16 protein-coding genes are annotated in these 15,478 nt (G+C 38.8%); 9 read left to right on the top strand and 7 right to left on the bottom strand.

Annotated features, from left to right (window positions below; translation table 11 throughout):
* The first annotated feature begins 107 nt into the window (after nt 1-107).
* Complete coding sequence (locus BQ9859_RS03210; protein WP_075876840.1) at nt 108-791, top strand: hypothetical protein; 684 nt, start codon at nt 108-110, stop codon at nt 789-791.
* 227 nt (nt 792-1,018) lie between these two features.
* On the opposite strand, the gene BQ9859_RS03205 is transcribed toward BQ9859_RS03210, so the two are convergent.
* On the bottom strand, nt 1,019-1,621 hold the full coding sequence (locus BQ9859_RS03205) for a YigZ family protein (protein ID WP_075876839.1): 603 nt from the start codon (nt 1,619-1,621) through the stop codon (nt 1,019-1,021).
* 283 nt (nt 1,622-1,904) lie between these two features.
* On the opposite strand from BQ9859_RS03205, the gene BQ9859_RS03200 reads away from it, so the two are divergent.
* Together BQ9859_RS03200 and BQ9859_RS03195 are read left to right on the top strand one after the other, a co-directional pair.
* Nucleotides 1,905-2,771 carry a DegV family protein gene (locus tag BQ9859_RS03200; RefSeq protein ID WP_075876838.1) on the top strand — a complete coding sequence of 289 codons (867 nt, stop codon included), beginning with the start codon at nt 1,905-1,907 and terminating at the stop codon, nt 2,769-2,771.
* Between the two features lie 22 nt (nt 2,772-2,793).
* Nucleotides 2,794-3,648 carry a DegV family protein gene (locus BQ9859_RS03195; protein WP_075876837.1) on the top strand — a complete coding sequence of 285 codons (855 nt, stop codon included), beginning with the start codon at nt 2,794-2,796 and terminating at the stop codon, nt 3,646-3,648.
* 47 nt (nt 3,649-3,695) lie between these two features.
* Here BQ9859_RS03195 and BQ9859_RS03190 read toward each other — a convergent pair whose 3' ends face one another.
* The 6 genes from BQ9859_RS03190 to BQ9859_RS03165 all read right to left on the bottom strand — a co-directional run bounded on the left by BQ9859_RS03190 (nt 3,696) and on the right by BQ9859_RS03165 (nt 8,955).
* Nucleotides 3,696-5,720: an ABC transporter permease gene (locus BQ9859_RS03190; protein ID WP_075876836.1), complete on the bottom strand. Its 2,025-nt coding sequence runs from the start codon at nt 5,718-5,720 to the stop codon at nt 3,696-3,698.
* Nucleotides 5,707-6,471, bottom strand: coding sequence for an ABC transporter ATP-binding protein (locus BQ9859_RS03185; RefSeq protein ID WP_075876835.1), 765 nt, complete (start codon nt 6,469-6,471; stop codon nt 5,707-5,709). The genes BQ9859_RS03190 and BQ9859_RS03185 overlap by 14 nt, the downstream gene beginning before the upstream one ends.
* Nucleotides 6,468-6,677 (bottom strand): hypothetical protein, encoded by a 210-nt coding sequence (locus BQ9859_RS03180; protein ID WP_075876834.1) that lies wholly within the window; start codon nt 6,675-6,677, stop codon nt 6,468-6,470. The genes BQ9859_RS03185 and BQ9859_RS03180 overlap by 4 nt, the downstream gene beginning before the upstream one ends.
* 94 nt (nt 6,678-6,771) lie before the next feature.
* Nucleotides 6,772-7,281 carry an HAD domain-containing protein gene (locus BQ9859_RS03175; protein WP_075876833.1) on the bottom strand — a complete coding sequence of 170 codons (510 nt, stop codon included), beginning with the start codon at nt 7,279-7,281 and terminating at the stop codon, nt 6,772-6,774.
* On the bottom strand, nt 7,278-8,291 hold the full coding sequence (locus BQ9859_RS03170) for a sensor histidine kinase (RefSeq protein WP_075876832.1): 1,014 nt from the start codon (nt 8,289-8,291) through the stop codon (nt 7,278-7,280). The genes BQ9859_RS03175 and BQ9859_RS03170 overlap by 4 nt, the downstream gene beginning before the upstream one ends.
* A complete protein-coding gene (locus tag BQ9859_RS03165; RefSeq protein ID WP_075876831.1) occupies nt 8,278-8,955 on the bottom strand; it encodes a response regulator transcription factor in 678 nt (225 codons plus the stop codon). Before BQ9859_RS03165 ends, BQ9859_RS03170 begins: the two co-directional genes overlap by 14 nt.
* 189 nt (nt 8,956-9,144) lie before the next feature.
* Between BQ9859_RS03165 and BQ9859_RS03160 the strand changes: the two genes are divergently transcribed.
* The 6 genes from BQ9859_RS03160 (at nt 9,145) to BQ9859_RS03135 (ending at nt 15,334) form a co-directional block, all read left to right on the top strand.
* Nucleotides 9,145-10,854 (top strand): AAA family ATPase, encoded by a 1,710-nt coding sequence (locus BQ9859_RS03160; protein WP_075876830.1) that lies wholly within the window; start codon nt 9,145-9,147, stop codon nt 10,852-10,854.
* A 109-nt stretch (nt 10,855-10,963) separates the two neighbouring features.
* Nucleotides 10,964-11,824 (top strand): RNase adapter RapZ, encoded by an 861-nt coding sequence (gene rapZ / locus BQ9859_RS03155; protein ID WP_075876829.1) that lies wholly within the window; start codon nt 10,964-10,966, stop codon nt 11,822-11,824.
* 3 nt (nt 11,825-11,827) lie between these two features.
* A complete protein-coding gene (locus BQ9859_RS03150; RefSeq protein WP_075876828.1) occupies nt 11,828-12,766 on the top strand; it encodes a gluconeogenesis factor YvcK family protein in 939 nt (312 codons plus the stop codon).
* Between the two features lie 27 nt (nt 12,767-12,793).
* Nucleotides 12,794-13,732 (top strand): DNA-binding protein WhiA, encoded by a 939-nt coding sequence (gene whiA, locus BQ9859_RS03145; RefSeq protein WP_075876827.1) that lies wholly within the window; start codon nt 12,794-12,796, stop codon nt 13,730-13,732.
* Nucleotides 13,733-13,782: 50 nt separating this feature from the next.
* Nucleotides 13,783-14,352, top strand: coding sequence for a hypothetical protein (locus BQ9859_RS03140; protein WP_075876826.1), 570 nt, complete (start codon nt 13,783-13,785; stop codon nt 14,350-14,352).
* Nucleotides 14,353-14,410: 58 nt separating this feature from the next.
* A complete protein-coding gene (locus tag BQ9859_RS03135) occupies nt 14,411-15,334 on the top strand; it encodes an NAD(P)/FAD-dependent oxidoreductase (RefSeq protein ID WP_075876825.1) in 924 nt (307 codons plus the stop codon).
* Nucleotides 15,335-15,478: the final 144 nt, after the last annotated feature.

The raw sequence follows: 15,478 nt of genomic DNA, 5'->3' as shown, positions 1-15,478 counted from the left end.
AACGGCAGCCTTTCTATTGATATAGTACAATGAAAACACGATCTTTACTTGTGCTTTCATTTGGCTTTTTATATAATGATGTTTGAAAAGATAGATGGAGAAATAAAATGAATAATCAAGGAAATATGATCGTAGTATGGATCATCATTATTGTTGTCGTATTTTTTGGGGTTGGTTATCTATTGCGCAAATATCAAAAAATCAGCGTTCTAAACAAGGCAATCAATCAAAAAGACTATAAAAAATTATTGACTTTGTGCGAAGAACCACAGTACCGCAAAATGTTAGGCGATTTTACCTGTGATTTATACCGGTTTTACGCATTGCGATCATCCAATCAAATGGATGCATTAAAAGAAGCATTGGAACAAGGTATTCAGTTTTACGGCGGAAAAGATTTGGAAAAACTTTTAGAACTCTATTATCATTATTTTCTGGTCCATGGTGATTATAAATATGCTGAAAAATTATTAAATGATATTCGCGATACGAATTTGGAATCATTCATTCTTTGCAGCGAATGGAGCTATCAGGTAATTGCACAAGGCAGAAATGATCTGTTTAATGAGATGGAGGATGCAGTGAATGATAATACATTCAAGGGTTTCTCTTTGGGAGTTATCTTATATTTGATGGGCCTGCAATTAGAACATGATGGAGATTATGAACAGGCAAAAGGATATTATGAAACGGCAACGCAGTGTTTTGTTCCAGATGCTATCTATATGACTTTGTGTAAACGTCATATGGAGCAAATAGATGAAAAATTAGATGTTATACAAGACGAATAGAAATAATATATTCAATCATTTGATCCCGCTGCAGTAGACATAGGAGATTCATAGTCGTGTGTCTATATAGTTGGGATTTTTTTTATTGAATAGAAAGTGATGCTTGTTCAAACAAAAAACCATCACCAGGATAATAATGTGATGGTAAAAAGATATGGTCTGATTATTGATTGGAGCTGTTGACAGGCGGTCTCCCGCTTTGAAATGTACATTTTCTTTGACATCTTTTATATTTCACATAAGATATCTTTTTCGTAAACGGGCAGATATTGTCCATTTGTGATAGAGGCAATCTCTTCACTGTTGTCCGTTTCAGAAAGATAGGTATATTGTACAGTCTCGGCATATTGTTTATCTGTTATCTCGATCGCATGTTCCCGGAAATAATAGTCCATGCGGCCAATCAAAGCATAGTCAAAACACAGGGTAAAACATTTCATCCATTTTTTTTCGACTAATTTTGCTTCGCTTAACGCGTGAGAAACACTTTTTGAATATGCGCGGATCAATCCTCCTGCACCTAATTTGATGCCCCCAAAATAACGTACAGTTACAGCTGTAATATCTTGCAGGTGATTAAGGTCTAAACATTCCAGCATGGGAATGCCGGCAGTTCCGGCAGGTTCCCCATCGTCATTGCTGCGGCGGATCTCATTTTGCTCACCAATCAGGAAAGCATAACAGTGATGAGTCGCATTTGGATGTAATTTGCGTATACTTTGTATAAAAGATTTAGCATCTTCTTCTGTATTGCTGCGATGCAAATAAGTAATAAAACGGCTTTTTTTAATTTCTAATTCAGAAACAGAATCTTCTTTGATCCGGTACATAATATCACCGAGTGCATTATAATATAAAAAATAAGGAAACAAAAGGGATTTTATTGAAAAGTTATGCAATTCAAGATAAGAATATGATATTATATATAAGTAATAAACAGTACTTCTATTTTTAAATACTAGATTACCGGTTATGCTGATTTAAATAGCCTTTTCCAAATGCATATACAGGGAATTGTCATCTTCTTCTTACGATGCGTACATTGAGAAACCTTTCAAAACATGATAGGATAAGACTGGCTCTTTTTTAATCAAAGATTGGGAGGAATTGAAAATGAAAATAGCAGTTGTTACTGATAGCGGTACCGGTTGGACAAAAGTACAGACAGAAGAGAGAGGTCTGTTTTATTTACCTTTACAAGTGAAATGCGGAGACGATGAATTTCTTGATGGTATCGACATCACTGTAAATGAATTATATGCTCGATTAAAAAATGGAGAAATGCCGACGACTTCTATGCCGCCCCTTGGACAAGTGGAAGCGTTGTTTGCAGAATTAAAAGAAAGTGGATATGAACATGTGATAGCTGTTCCTTTGTCAGCTGGTATTTCCTCAACTGCAAGCATGATCGAAGCAGCAGCAAAGCGTGCAGAATTACCAATTACCTTAGTGGATCCTTATACAACAGTGAATGCACAAGGTTACTTGGCAGAATGTGCTTTTGTTTTAGCAAAACAAGGCGTTGAGCCTGCAGAAATAGAACGTCGTCTAAAGGCGAGCGTAGAAAGCGCAAATACTTTGCTGGTACCAGATGATCTCATGCATCTGAAACGTGGAGGACGTTTGACACCGTTAGCGGCGACGTTAGGAAGCATGTTAAAGATCAAGCCGATCTTGCAGCTAAATGTTTCTACCGGTGGAAAAGTAGATGTGTTGGACAAAGTACGTACAATGTCAAAAGCATTGTCGCGTATGGTGGATGTCGCAAAAGAAGATGGTTTTGATGCGGCAACTTACAAACTTCGCTTATTGGATAGCGAAGGAGGAGATAGCGTAGCGCAGTTACAGCAGTTACTGGAGGAAACTTTTCCAGGCTGTAAGATAGAAAGAAGCACGATCTGTCCAGTTATTGCAGCACATACTGGATTAGGTGTCGTAGCTATCCAGTATCAAAAGAAAGTAGAAGGCGTTGAAGAATAAATTAATAAAGGAGAGATTGCCAATGAAAACAGCAATTGTAACAGATAGTGGAACAGGAGAAACGATTGAACAATTACGGCAAGATGGAATCTATAGCGTTCCTCTGCAAGTAAGCTATGATCATCAAAATTTTAATGATTCACTGGATATTTCGATTGACGAGGTATATGAAAAAATGCGGGAAGGAAAAATGCTAAGCACTTCATTACCTGCATTAGGAAAAATCGAAGAGCTGTTTTCGCAGTTGAAAGAGGATGGGTATGAGCAAATTTTTGCTGTTCCTATTTGCAGCGGATTGTCTGGAACAATTGATGCCATGGCAATGGTTGCCAAACAAACAGGGCTTGCTTTTGAATATGTGGATTGTCATGTAACGGCAGTTGTACAAGGTTATTTGGTTCGTTTGGCAAAACAGTTGATGGAAAAAGGAAAAAGCATTCCAGAGATAAAAGATGTCTGTGCACAAGTTATTCATACGACAGATACGCTGCTGTTGCCAGATGATCTTCAGCATCTCAAGCGCGGGGGCCGTTTGACCCCTTTGGCAGCAACGCTAGGAGGGCTGTTAAAGATCAAACCTGTATTGGCAATCAATGAACAGACCAAAGGAAAGATCGATGTAATCGGTAAAGTACGGACGATGTCTAAGGCCATGGATACGGTGATCGAACGCATGAAACAGGATGGTGTAGACAGCACTTATTCCATTACGGTCGCACATGCAGATGCGCCAGAGCAAGCAGAGGTTTATCGTAAAAAAATCGAAACTGCCTTGGAGGGCGTGCAGGTACAAGTAATCAAACTGGTGAGCGTTGTTGGTGTCCATACCGGCAGAGGATGCCAGGCATTGCAATATTTCAAACCATATATGGAATAGAAAAAAGGAACTATGAAAGTCAGATATAATTACTTCATAGTTCCTTTTTAAATGGTATCTGCTTCTGCTATTGAACGTCTGGAAAAATATGTGACAGCAAAATAACTGATATAAAGTATCAAGATGATGCAAGAGGTTTGTAAAAATGCTGCTGCATAGCCGCTGCGATTCAAATCGTATAGGAAGGATTTGATCGCTTTTAAGAAAATAAGGCTGTCGATACAGGCTAATGCAAAAGGAAAGGAAAAGAAGATCAACGTTTGCCAAAAGAGATCTCTTCTGCGTAAACGAAGAGGCGTACCTAATTTTTCTAACAGTTTTGCATTTTCCAATTCGTTATATCGCGGTGCCAACAGCTTTAAAGCTAAAATAATGAGCGGACTAATAACTAAAATCATACCTAAAAACAAGGAGAGATAAGTAAAGATAACAGAAAAGCCTAGATTATTATCATGGACTTCGTCACGGTTGATGATAAAGTGTTCATTTAATGCCGATGAAGGTGATTGCGCTATCTGCTCTTCGATCATAGAGCTAAACAGATGGGATGATTGACCTGGTTTTAATTCGATATTCCAATACTCCATATATTTTTTTGCATTTTTAGGGATCATGGCATCTTGAACAACTAAATAAGCAGCATCGTGGGGAGCAGTTTCGAACGCATTGCTTAAACGAAGCGATTTCACATTTTTTGGTAAAACATGAAAGGTTTGGTTAAATAAAGTGATATAGGGCTGTCGCTGCTGCAGGCTGTGAATTGCAGAAGCAAAACGTTTATTGCAACTGTATAGCAGAATTTCCCCGGATTTTAATTTGATGTTTTTTAATCCTTGATCTCTGCGCAACTGGTTGTAGCTTGATAAGGGAATGATTTCAATAGGTTCTTTCAATAAAGCAAGTTCCCAAGATACATGCAAGTTATAATCATCAAATAACGAGTATAAAGTTTGATAAGTAAATTCACTTTGATAAGTGTGCAAGATATTTTCTGATTGTATCCAATCACTTGGTATATGCAAGCTCTTAATTTCTTCGTCAAATGCCATGACATGTCCCTCTTTGCCGTTTTCCTTCTCATAAGGCTGGATTAATGAAAAACTGTAGGGAGTCAGATGATCAATTTCACTATTTAAATTATTACTGATACACAAACCGGTAAATAAGGAAGTGATGCCGATCGTAAGCATGCCAATCAAGATACATAATGATTTTATATTACTAGAGATGAGCCGGTGCAGACGCTGAATCGTGAGCATATGCAAGCCCTGATAACAATAATGAGTGCTTTTTTTGATAAGAAGCGGAAAAAAATGATAAAGCGACAGAAGAAAGAAAAGATTGCTGCAGGTGATCAGAAGAAAGCTGATAATAAATGAAATGAATGAGAGATCATATAATAAGAGGATACTTATCAGGAAAGTACAGACAGCAAGTAAAGGAGAGAGACAACATACTTTTTTTTGAGAGAAGGGAATGGTTTTTTCAAACTGAGGATGAAATGAGCGAATCGGGCGATATAGCAAAATGATGATATTGATCAAAGTGGTTAGGAAGAAAATCACAATGAAGACAAATAAAGTGAGCAACAAAGAACTATATGAGAAGACAAAATGATAGGTGACATGAGAAATAAATAGAGAAGCAGTAAAAGTTGTGATCAGTTGCGAAAAAAGCAGACCGGCAACAAGACCTGCAGCTAAAGCCATTGCTGCTACGAAAAAGGTTTCTAGATATAAAACACAGACCCAATGCTTTTGCCGCATGCCAAGTACGTAATAAAGAGCAAATTCTTTGTTTCTGCGCAAGATGAAGGTGCGGTTTGCATAAAAAACCAGGATCATCAGGATACATGCAACGAAAAAGGAAAGAATATGCATGCGTTCATTTAGAATCTGCAATAATTCGATCACGTTAGCAGAAAGTAAAGAGGGATCTGTTAATTGCCATACAGCATCTTGTGCATTGAAACAGTAAAACAGCGTTACAGTTAAAACGAGTGTCAAAAAATACAAAAGGTAATCGTGAAAACTGGCACGGACATTTTTTAATGCAAGCTTAGTGTACAACATCATCGCCTCCCAATAATGTGGTCACATCAATGATACGTTGAAAAAATTCTTTTCTGGAATCATTGCCCCGAATCAATTCATTAAATATTTTTCCGTCTTTTATGAATAAGATACGCTTTGCATAAGAAGCAGAAAAAGGATCATGTGTCACCATCATGATCGTTGTGTGATATTCGTTGTTGATCTGTTCCATCATTTCAAGCAATAACCGGGAATTTTTAGAATCCAGTGCACCAGTAGGCTCATCAGCTAAGATCAAAGAAGGATTTGTGATCAAGGCGCGGGCACAGGCAATTCGTTGTCTTTCGCCGCCTGACATTTGCTGAGGATATTTTTCTAATATGGATGCGATGTTTAATTGCTGGGCAATCGTATGAATGCGAGAATGTATTTGATTTGGCGCAATTTCTTGTATTGTTAAAGCTAAGGCAATATTTTCGTATGCATTCAAAGATGGCAATAAATTAAAATCTTGGAAGATGAAACCAAGCTCTTCACGGCGAAAACGTTCCAATGTCCGTTTATTCATTTGTGTAATATCTTGCTGATGAAGAAAAATGTGGCCGGTGGATACGGAATCAATCGTGGAAATACAATTGAGCAAAGTTGTTTTGCCGCTGCCGCTAGGTCCCATGATACCGATAAATTCACCTTCGTCTACATCAAAACTAATGTTATCCAATGCCTTGGTGATAGAATCACGGCTGCCATAATATTTTTCGATCATGGATACTTTTAAGATTCTGCTCATAAAGAGTAGCCTCCTTTATTCTTTTTATTCAGGTGATGGTGGAAAGAATGCAGCTGTAAGCAGGCCATCGTAATGACAAATGCAAACAGCAAGACATAAGATAAAGGTCCAGCCATCATTTCTGGTAATAACCATACGATGATCTCCAGTATGGCCAAGATCACAATGCAGATCACGCTGCTGTAACGAAATAAATGTCTTTTCATCAAAACACCTTCTTTCTGTCTTTGAATTCATTATAAGAAAGGTGTTTACAATATAACATCGTTTTTACTGCCACTTGGCGAACAATATTGTAAGCTAAAGCTGCTTTTCAAGAAACATTTCGGCTTTTTTTGCATCTTTTTCCTGGAAGACAGAGCGCGTGGTAATTGCATGGCGGGGAAAAATGGAATCCATAGGCAGATCGTCTAGCGAGATCCAGACATCTATTGCGGGATGTTCCTTTAAGTAGTGTTTGATATTTTCGCTTCTTTTACCGACGTAAGGGACGGTATCGATGATATAAGAAGCAAGATCATAGAGTGAAAAAAGCAACTGCAGTTCTTTTAAAGAATAAAATAATCCCCATGAAGAACTGATAACGATCTTTAATTGATATTTGTCGCAGAGTTCTTTTAACAATCGCAATGCGACAGGATCCCAGCAATCATAGGCAAGCCGTAACGCTGTGAATGAAATATGATAAAATTCATCGCTTCCCTTTTCTTTTGCCAGCCGTGACTGCAGATGAGGATCAAAACGGGGAAACTTCTTTTGGGGAATTGGATTGATAACGCCATCAATGTCTAAAAAGAGCACACGTTTCATTTTAACAGTAATAAATTGGATAATGGGAACGTGATGATCATCGTTGTTCCTTCATGCAGACGTGATTCCACATCGATATCCAGATATAATTTATGGCATAAGTTATGGCAAAGATACAATCCAATTCCCGTTGCTTTTTCATTGTGCGGACGATTGTTGCCGGTAAATCCTTTTTGGAAAATACGACGGATATCTTTCGGATCAATTCCGACACCGTTATCGCGAATATATAATTGAATGCTGTTCTCTTTTTTCTTTGTAAAGATGTGGATGATTCCGCTTTGAGCGGGAGTATAGGTCAAAGCATTGGTAACGATTTGATCAATGATGAATTCGATCCATTTTTGATCGGTATAGACCGTAACATCCAGATCGGTCAATTCGATACGGTTTTTTTTATAAATAAAATCACTTGAATGTTTTTTGATAACGTTATGTACGATCAATGAAAGCGATACTTCTTTGATGATGTAATCATTTTCTACATTTGCACTGCGTGCATAAAACAAAGCTTGTTCAACAAAACTTTGTACATGTTCAATTTCTTCGCTGATAGATGAAGAAATATCACTTGGATTGTTATCGGCAATCAGTTTTGCGGCAGCCAGCGGAGTCTTGATCTCGTGTACCCACATTTCAATATAATCGCGGTAATCATTTTCTGCTATTCGATATTGTTTGACATTTTCCTGCATCGACCGCGAACTTTCTCTTAAAATCGCATAAAGCATGCGGCCATCGATAAAACGCGGTTCTGAAATGATGTCGGCAATCAAATACTTTTGATCCAAGGTTTGCATCGTTTCAAATAAGTTTTGATAATACTGCCGTCTGCGAATAAACTCTACTAATATATAACTGACGGGCAGTATCCAATATAAAACTAAGATCATGCAGATGATAGAAACAGATATCTGCAAAGAAATCAGGAATAAAATCAATAAGATACTAATAAAAACTGCAGTCAGCAGGACATACAGTTTGTCTGCCAGAAACTCATAGATCTTCATAGATAATATATCCCATACCGCGTTTTGTTTCGATAAAATCGATCAATCCGATGTATTCCAGTTTTTTCCGCAAACGATTAATATTGACGGTCAGTGTATTGTCATCAACAAAAGCATCACAGTCCCACATGTGTTTCATCAATTTCTCTCGTGAGACAATTGAATTTTTGTTTTGAAATAAGCAATGCATGATCCGTAATTCATTCTTTGTTAAGTCAACATTTTTGTTTCGATATGTGAGCAGACTTTTTGACAGATCCATTGTCACTTCGCCAACTTTCATATGGTTGGAATCTTTTGTCTCATAGACACGCTGCAATACTCGTGCGATGCGTGCTAATAAAATCTGTAAGTTATATGGTTTTGTTACATAATCGTCTGCACCTAAATGCATGCTCTGTAATTCATCTACTTCCGAATTGCGGCTCGTAACGATGATGATAGGAACATTGCTGGTGCGGCGCAGTTCCCGGCAGATAAAATGACCGTCCATAAAAGGCAGGTTAAGATCTAATAAGATCAAATCTGGTTTGCGTGAGCGGATATCTTCCAAAATATGCTCAAAATCGCTGCACCCTTCGCTTTGATAACCATTTTTATTTAAAAAATCGCATAATTCCATACGAATCTTTTCATTGTCCTCTACTACTAAAATACGATACATTAATCTCCCTCTTTCTTTTTTTACCTAACAATATTATATATGAAAAGTAGTGTTCATAAAAGTAACAGTTCTGTCAGATTTGTTGGAAAAGAGAAGGCCTTGGAGTTCTGATTTCTGCACTGTTTTTCATAGAATACAATGGTGAATCCATACTATGGTTGTGTTAAAGTGCAAAGGATGATGAGATAGATGAATGCGGAACAAAAAGCAATGTTGGAACGAGCAAAAATAGAAGCAAGACGAATGGGAAATGATTACGTGGGCAGTGAGCATATCCTCTTGGCGTTGCTGCGCAGCGGGAAAGGAAAACTAGCGAAGGCGTTGGCCATACAAGGTGTTTATTATTTTCAAGTACGTGATGATACGATGATCTTGTTTGGGATGAAAGAACAAAGAGGCGAAGAACTGCGGATCACGGTGACGGTGGAAACAATGTTAGAACAGTGTGAATTGCTGCAAAGTGATGGTGAAAGCTTTGAAGACTGTATGGGGGAAGTACTGCTTCGCCATCCTTCTTGTGTGGCAATGGAACTGCTGCGTCGATATGATATACACATCGATCAGCTATCGAAGGAAAAAGGCGACCGGCAAGGAATCGTATCCTTGGATGAACAAGATGCGCTGTACTGTTTAAATTTTCAGCAGCGGCAGTCCTATGTAGAAAGAGAAGAACAAATTGAATTGCTGGTGGAAATTTTACTGCGGAGAGAAAAACCAAATCCTTTATTGGTGGGAGAAGCCGGCGTTGGGAAAAGTGCATTAGTCGAAGCATTAGCGCAACGAATACAGAATGGTGAAATTTCGGCTTTGCGAGATCACTACATATATGCGTTGGACATTAACACCCTAGTGGCCGGCACACGCTATCGTGGTGATTTTGAAGAAAGAATCAAGAAGATCATTGCATTGTTTCGATCCCATCCAAATGCTATTTTATTCATTGATGAACTGCATCAGATGATTGGCGCAGGCAAATCGGAGGGAAGCATAGACGTGGCTAGTGTGCTGAAACCGTGCCTTGCCCGAAGAGAACTGCGCTGTATCGGTGCAACGACGATAGATGAATATGAACGTTATATTGAAAAAGATCCGGCTTTGCAAAGACGTTTTCAATGTGTCTTGTTGAAAGAGCCGGATCAAAAAGAAACGATGCATATCTTGCAGGCAAGAGCAAAAGATTACAGCCGATTCCATCAAGTGGAAATTGGACAGGATCTTTTGCCGAAGTTAGTACATTTGACAGATTATTATCTTCCGATCGGTCATTTCCCTGACAAAGCATTGGATGTCTTGGATCTCAGTTGTGCTCATGCCAGGGCACATGAAAAAAAACAAGTGGATGAACAGTGTGTGCGAGAGGTCATTACTTCGCTTTCTCATATTCCCTTCAGTGCCAAACAGCGTTTTCAACAAACGATGGAAGTACTGCAGCAGTCAGACATGGGATGGATCTGCGGGCAAATGGAAAGGGCAATCTCGCAATTAGGAGAAGAAAAAGGCCAAGAGGCAATGCTGGGCTGCTGGCAGATCAATGGAGACATCAGACAAAGCAAGCAGGTCCTGCAAGTGATCAGTGAGGAATTCTTTCAACAAAAGACATATCTTTCACTTGACATGCAGGCCTATCCATTTTTATTGGATCCAATTATTCATAAGCTGCATCGCTGTCCCTATACGATTCTTTGTATTGAGCATTTTTCTCAGGCTTTTGATGAAATGCGTTCATTATTGGCTGGTTCATTGGCGCAAGGTGAATTGCAGGATGGAAAACAAAGTGCCTTGTTACGGCATACACTGGTCGTTTTTTTAGAAGAGGAAGGCGAATATTGTAAACAAAACGAAGAACTGATACAAATTTCTTTTCATTTGCAGCGGGCAACACAACAGCTGCTCTCGTAAGCAGCTGTTTGGCAAATGAAAACTACATAGAAGAAAGATAATAGGTTGTTTTTCCAAGCAGCTTGCTTTATGATACAATAGATGTAAATATAAGAAATGGGGGAATTTCATGAACGGATCAAATAAGAAAAACATCGTATTGATCACGGGTATGAGCGGTGCAGGAAAGACAAGTGCAATGAATGTGCTGGAAGACATGGGATATTATTGTATTGATAATTTTCCTGTACAGTTAATTTCTTCTTTAGGACATTTGATTCGCGAGCAATCGGATCATCGTTATGACAATATCGCTTTGGCAACGAATGCAGTTGACTATATGCAGTTTGTCAATTATTTTGAAAATATTGATATGACCGTGAATGTCGTATTTTTGGATGCCAGCAATGAAGAACTGCTGCTGCGTTATCGTTTTACACGCAGACATCATCCGATGCTGCTGTATTCCATGGCAAATACATTGGAAGAAGCGATCGAGGTAGAGCGGGATCTGTTTGATCGATTAAATGAGCGTGCAATCTTGCATATTGATACGACCAAGCTTAGCTTGCAAGAATTGCGAAAGTTGTTATTCTCTCGTCTCTCTTTTAAAGTAAAACCTGAATTTACGATCAGCTTTATGTCATTTGGATTTAAGCATGGTCTGCCGATTGATGCAGATATCGTCAGCGATGTTCGCTTTTTGCCAAATCCATATTATGTAGAAGATCTGAGACAAAAGACGGGAAATGATCAAGAAGTTTATGATTATGTGATGAAATTTGATGAGACAAAAGAGTTTTGCCGCCGCTTCCATGATTATATCGACTATGTGTTGAAGCAGTATGCAAAACAAAAAAGAAGTCATCTCAGTATTGCCGTCGGTTGTACGGGAGGACATCATCGAAGCGTAACGATCGCCAACTGGCTGTATAATGAATATAAAGATCGTTATCAGTGTTTTCTCTCTCATCGAGACTGTGAGGTGTAGGATATGAAAAAAGTTGTGATCATTGGTGGAGGAACTGGCTTGTCTGTGATGCTGAGAGGGATGAAGAGCATCGAAGATGTGCAGTTGTCAGCTGTTGTGACCGTAGCAGATGATGGAGGAAGTACAGGACGTATTCGCGATAGCTATCATATTCCGGCAATGGGAGATATTCGTCATGTCATGTGTGCAATGGCGGAAGAAGAAACCATTTTTTCAGAGTTGATGAATTATCGCTTTGAAGGAGAAGGTGATATTGCCGGGCATAATTTAGGAAATTTGTTATTGCTGGCCTTAGCACAGACCACGGGCAGTTTTATGGAAGCGATTCGCACTTTCTCTCATGTATTAAAGGTAAAAGGAAAGATCATTCCTTCCACATTAGAAGTTGTTACATTGTTTGCCATGATGGAAGATGGTACGATCGTACGTGGGGAAGACAATATACCTAAGTTCCGAAATCATATCGACCGCGTATTTTATCAAAGAGATATCAAAGCGACAAGCGAGTCTCTTCAGGCCATTAAAGAGGCAGATCTCATCATTTATGGAATTGGTTCGTTATATACGAGCATCATGCCGAATTTGATCATTGATGAAATTCGAAACGAGATCATAGCAAATCCATGCCCAAAGGTGTATTTCTGCAATGCTATGAGCCAGCCCGGCGAAACAGATAATTATTCAATCGAAGATCATGTAGACGCGATCCTGCATCATGCATATGCCAATGCCGTTGATATCGTTGTGACGAACAATAATACCTATCCTAAAGAAATATTAGAGAAATATGCAGCAATGGGGAGCAAGCCGGTGGTGTTGAGAGAAAAACGGCATCCGTATTTGGTGCTGCAGAGAGATCTGATGAATATGGATGATGGTCTGATTCGTCATGATTCACAAAAGGTAAAAGCAGTAGTTGAAGAAATATTGCGTATGCCGTAAAGAAAAAGAAATGTGAGGAGTTGCAGTATGTCATTTACCGCAGAAGTCAAAAACCAAATCTGTGCGGCTAGTTGGAAAGAATGTTGCCGAAAGATACAGTTAGCTGCATTGATCCAAATGTGTTCTACTATGAACATCACTTCACAAGGAATGCATATTCGCATCCAGTGTGAACATGCCAACACGGCAAAACATATTTGGAAGTTATTGAAAGAATTCTATCAAGTATCTCCTCAACTATCTGTCCTTCGTAAGATCAAGTTAAAGAAAAACAATATTTATGTCATTCGTGTTGCCGCACAGGCGCTTGCAATATTAAAAGATCTGGGGATCTACACAGATCAGGGCCTGCAAACGCATATTTCTTCCAAGATGCTGCGTAAAGATTGTTGTGCACAGAGTTACCTGGCAGCTGCTTTTTTAGCGTCAGGAAGTGTCAATGCACCGCAGACGACCAATTATCATTTGGAAATCAGCAGCAATGAAGAATCAATGGCAAAGTTTCTATGCCGATTGATGAATCGCTTTTATCTGCCGGCAAAAGTGATCAAGCGGCGTAATCAATATGTGGTGTATTTAAAAGCAAGTGATAAAATTGCAGATTTCTTAAGAATGTGCAAAGCCAATGATGCGTTATTTGAATTTGAGGATAACCGTATTCAACGTGATTTTTTAAATTCTTTGACAAGACTGGATAATTGTGAATTAGCAAATGAAATGAAAAGTATTTCAGCAGCCCGTAAACAGCTAGAGGATATTGAGTGGATCTTGAATTATCGTACGATGGATTCTCTGTCAGAAAAACTGCAGCATGTCATCATGGTTCGACAGGAACATCCAGAAGCGAGCATGAAAGAACTTTGTGATCTTTGTTATGAGCGTTTTGGTGAAGAAATCAGCAAATCAGGCATGAAACATCGTTTGACAAAGATCAGAGAACTGGCAGATCAATTGCGAAATGCATGAGAATTGAATAAAAAAAAGGAAGCAGTGAACAATAGAAACAGGTGATCAAAATGCGATTTGAACTTGTTTTATTAGCAGCACTGCTTCCCTTTTTGCATGAAGAGCCATATGAAGCAAAAGTGAAAAGTTGTGATGCAAACGGGATTACGCTGCTTTCTGAAGGAACGACTTTTCGAAGTACATTATTCAATATTGAATATAATCAGGAGGATGGATGGAAAGATACATGTGCTATTGTGACAAAAGCAGATTCTATTTCTTTCGAGGTGGATGATACGGTCAAGATGGAAGAAGTTCTTCCTGTATATTTATTTGCAGATGGTAAAATGGTGCAGGTGACCTTATTGGAACAAGAAAAAGCAGCGATCGCAATCCATAATCCAAATTATGCATATATAGAAGAAATGGAAATGGCACAATCTGGACAAAGTGTCATGGCAGCGCCGGCATCTGCACTTTCCCAAAGAAAGGCACCAATTCATTCCTATATCGTTTATTTTTTTGTTTTGGTTCTATGGGCATTTTTATTTTATTTTCTTATCTACAGTCATCGGCCTTTCCATATGAAACAGATGATACAGAAAAATGGTAAAAATCAACAGCATGCGGATGGCAAATAAGAAATAGAAATGATATGATAATAAAGAGATTTTTATAAATGATCATGGAGGTAATAAGATGAATCAGTATGATGTGATCATCGTCGGTGCTGGTCCAGCTGGGATGAGTGCAGCTGTTTATGCGGCTCGTGCAGAATTAAACACATTAATGGTTGATTTTGGCGAACCAGGCGGACAAATTAACGGAACCAACGAGATTCAAAATTATATCGGTGTTGGCTCAATCAGCGGCTCAGCTTTGGGCTATCGGATGTTTCAGCATACAAAACAGCTGAAAGTACCATTTCAAAAGAAAAGAGTAGTCAAGATCGAGCCGGATGATCCATATCATAAAGTATATATGGAAGGAGAAGAAACGCCTTATCTGACACGCAGCGTTATTCTGGCAATCGGTACGACACCAAAATCCCTGCATGTAGAAAAAGAAGATGTTTTTTCCAGAAAGGGAATCAGCTGGTGCGCGATCTGTGACGGTGCACAATATGCCGGCAAAGAAGTTGTTGTGATCGGCGGCGGCAGTTCCGGCGTGAAAGAGTCTTTGTTTTTGTCAAACATCGTAACAAAGTTGACTATATTGACCAATTATGATTTGACGGCTGATGAGGTAGCGATCCGCCAATTAAGAAAAAAGGAGAATGTCGAGATTCGTACGTATCAAAAAATCCTTGGTTTTGTTGGCGATGACTGTTTAACTGGTGTGAGAACATTAGATACAAAGAGCAATGAAGAATATGTCGTTCCATGTGCAGGTGTATTTGAGTATATTGGATTAGATCCGCATACAAGTTTTTTACAAAATCTGCAGATTTTAAATCAGCAGGGATATATCCAGGTCAATGCCAGCATGGAAACAGCGATCCCTGGCATCTATGGAGCAGGAGACTGCAATGCCAAAGATCTTAGACAAGTGGTTACTGCTTGCAGCGACGGTGCTATTGCCGCACAGAATGCTTCACATTATTTGCGAAAGAAGGGCGTATGAACAGAGGGGACAAAATGTCCCTTTTTTTGTGTACAACGGTTGAAGAATTTCTGAAATCGATAAAAATAGGATATCATGTGTATAAAAAGTACTATATAATAAAAGAATCAATTCATTGTTGATCGAATACATTGAAAAAGGAGG

The organism is Merdibacter massiliensis (assembly GCF_900155395.1).
Classification (GTDB): domain Bacteria; phylum Bacillota_I; class Bacilli_A; order Erysipelotrichales; family Erysipelotrichaceae; genus Merdibacter; species Merdibacter massiliensis.
Note: the sequence above shows the minus strand (reverse complement) of the source record. Positions and strands in the feature narration are given on the sequence as shown.

What these genes read in the sequence shown, in the direction of transcription:
- BQ9859_RS03210 (WP_075876840.1), top strand. Translation starts at nt 108, where the DNA reads ATGAATAATCAAGGAAATATGATCGTAGTATGGATCATCATTATTGTT.
- BQ9859_RS03205 (WP_075876839.1), bottom strand. Translation starts at nt 1,621, where the DNA reads ATGTACCGGATCAAAGAAGATTCTGTTTCTGAATTAGAAATTAAAAAA.
- BQ9859_RS03200 (WP_075876838.1), top strand. Translation starts at nt 1,905, where the DNA reads ATGAAAATAGCAGTTGTTACTGATAGCGGTACCGGTTGGACAAAAGTA.
- BQ9859_RS03195 (WP_075876837.1), top strand. Translation starts at nt 2,794, where the DNA reads ATGAAAACAGCAATTGTAACAGATAGTGGAACAGGAGAAACGATTGAA.
- BQ9859_RS03190 (WP_075876836.1), bottom strand. Translation starts at nt 5,720, where the DNA reads ATGTTGTACACTAAGCTTGCATTAAAAAATGTCCGTGCCAGTTTTCAC.
- BQ9859_RS03185 (WP_075876835.1), bottom strand. Translation starts at nt 6,471, where the DNA reads ATGAGCAGAATCTTAAAAGTATCCATGATCGAAAAATATTATGGCAGC.
- BQ9859_RS03180 (WP_075876834.1), bottom strand. Translation starts at nt 6,677, where the DNA reads ATGAAAAGACATTTATTTCGTTACAGCAGCGTGATCTGCATTGTGATC.
- BQ9859_RS03175 (WP_075876833.1), bottom strand. Translation starts at nt 7,281, where the DNA reads ATGAAACGTGTGCTCTTTTTAGACATTGATGGCGTTATCAATCCAATT.
- BQ9859_RS03170 (WP_075876832.1), bottom strand. Translation starts at nt 8,291, where the DNA reads ATGAAGATCTATGAGTTTCTGGCAGACAAACTGTATGTCCTGCTGACT.
- BQ9859_RS03165 (WP_075876831.1), bottom strand. Translation starts at nt 8,955, where the DNA reads ATGTATCGTATTTTAGTAGTAGAGGACAATGAAAAGATTCGTATGGAA.
- BQ9859_RS03160 (WP_075876830.1), top strand. Translation starts at nt 9,145, where the DNA reads ATGAATGCGGAACAAAAAGCAATGTTGGAACGAGCAAAAATAGAAGCA.
- rapZ (WP_075876829.1), top strand. Translation starts at nt 10,964, where the DNA reads ATGAACGGATCAAATAAGAAAAACATCGTATTGATCACGGGTATGAGC.
- BQ9859_RS03150 (WP_075876828.1), top strand. Translation starts at nt 11,828, where the DNA reads ATGAAAAAAGTTGTGATCATTGGTGGAGGAACTGGCTTGTCTGTGATG.
- whiA (WP_075876827.1), top strand. Translation starts at nt 12,794, where the DNA reads ATGTCATTTACCGCAGAAGTCAAAAACCAAATCTGTGCGGCTAGTTGG.
- BQ9859_RS03140 (WP_075876826.1), top strand. Translation starts at nt 13,783, where the DNA reads ATGCGATTTGAACTTGTTTTATTAGCAGCACTGCTTCCCTTTTTGCAT.
- BQ9859_RS03135 (WP_075876825.1), top strand. Translation starts at nt 14,411, where the DNA reads ATGAATCAGTATGATGTGATCATCGTCGGTGCTGGTCCAGCTGGGATG.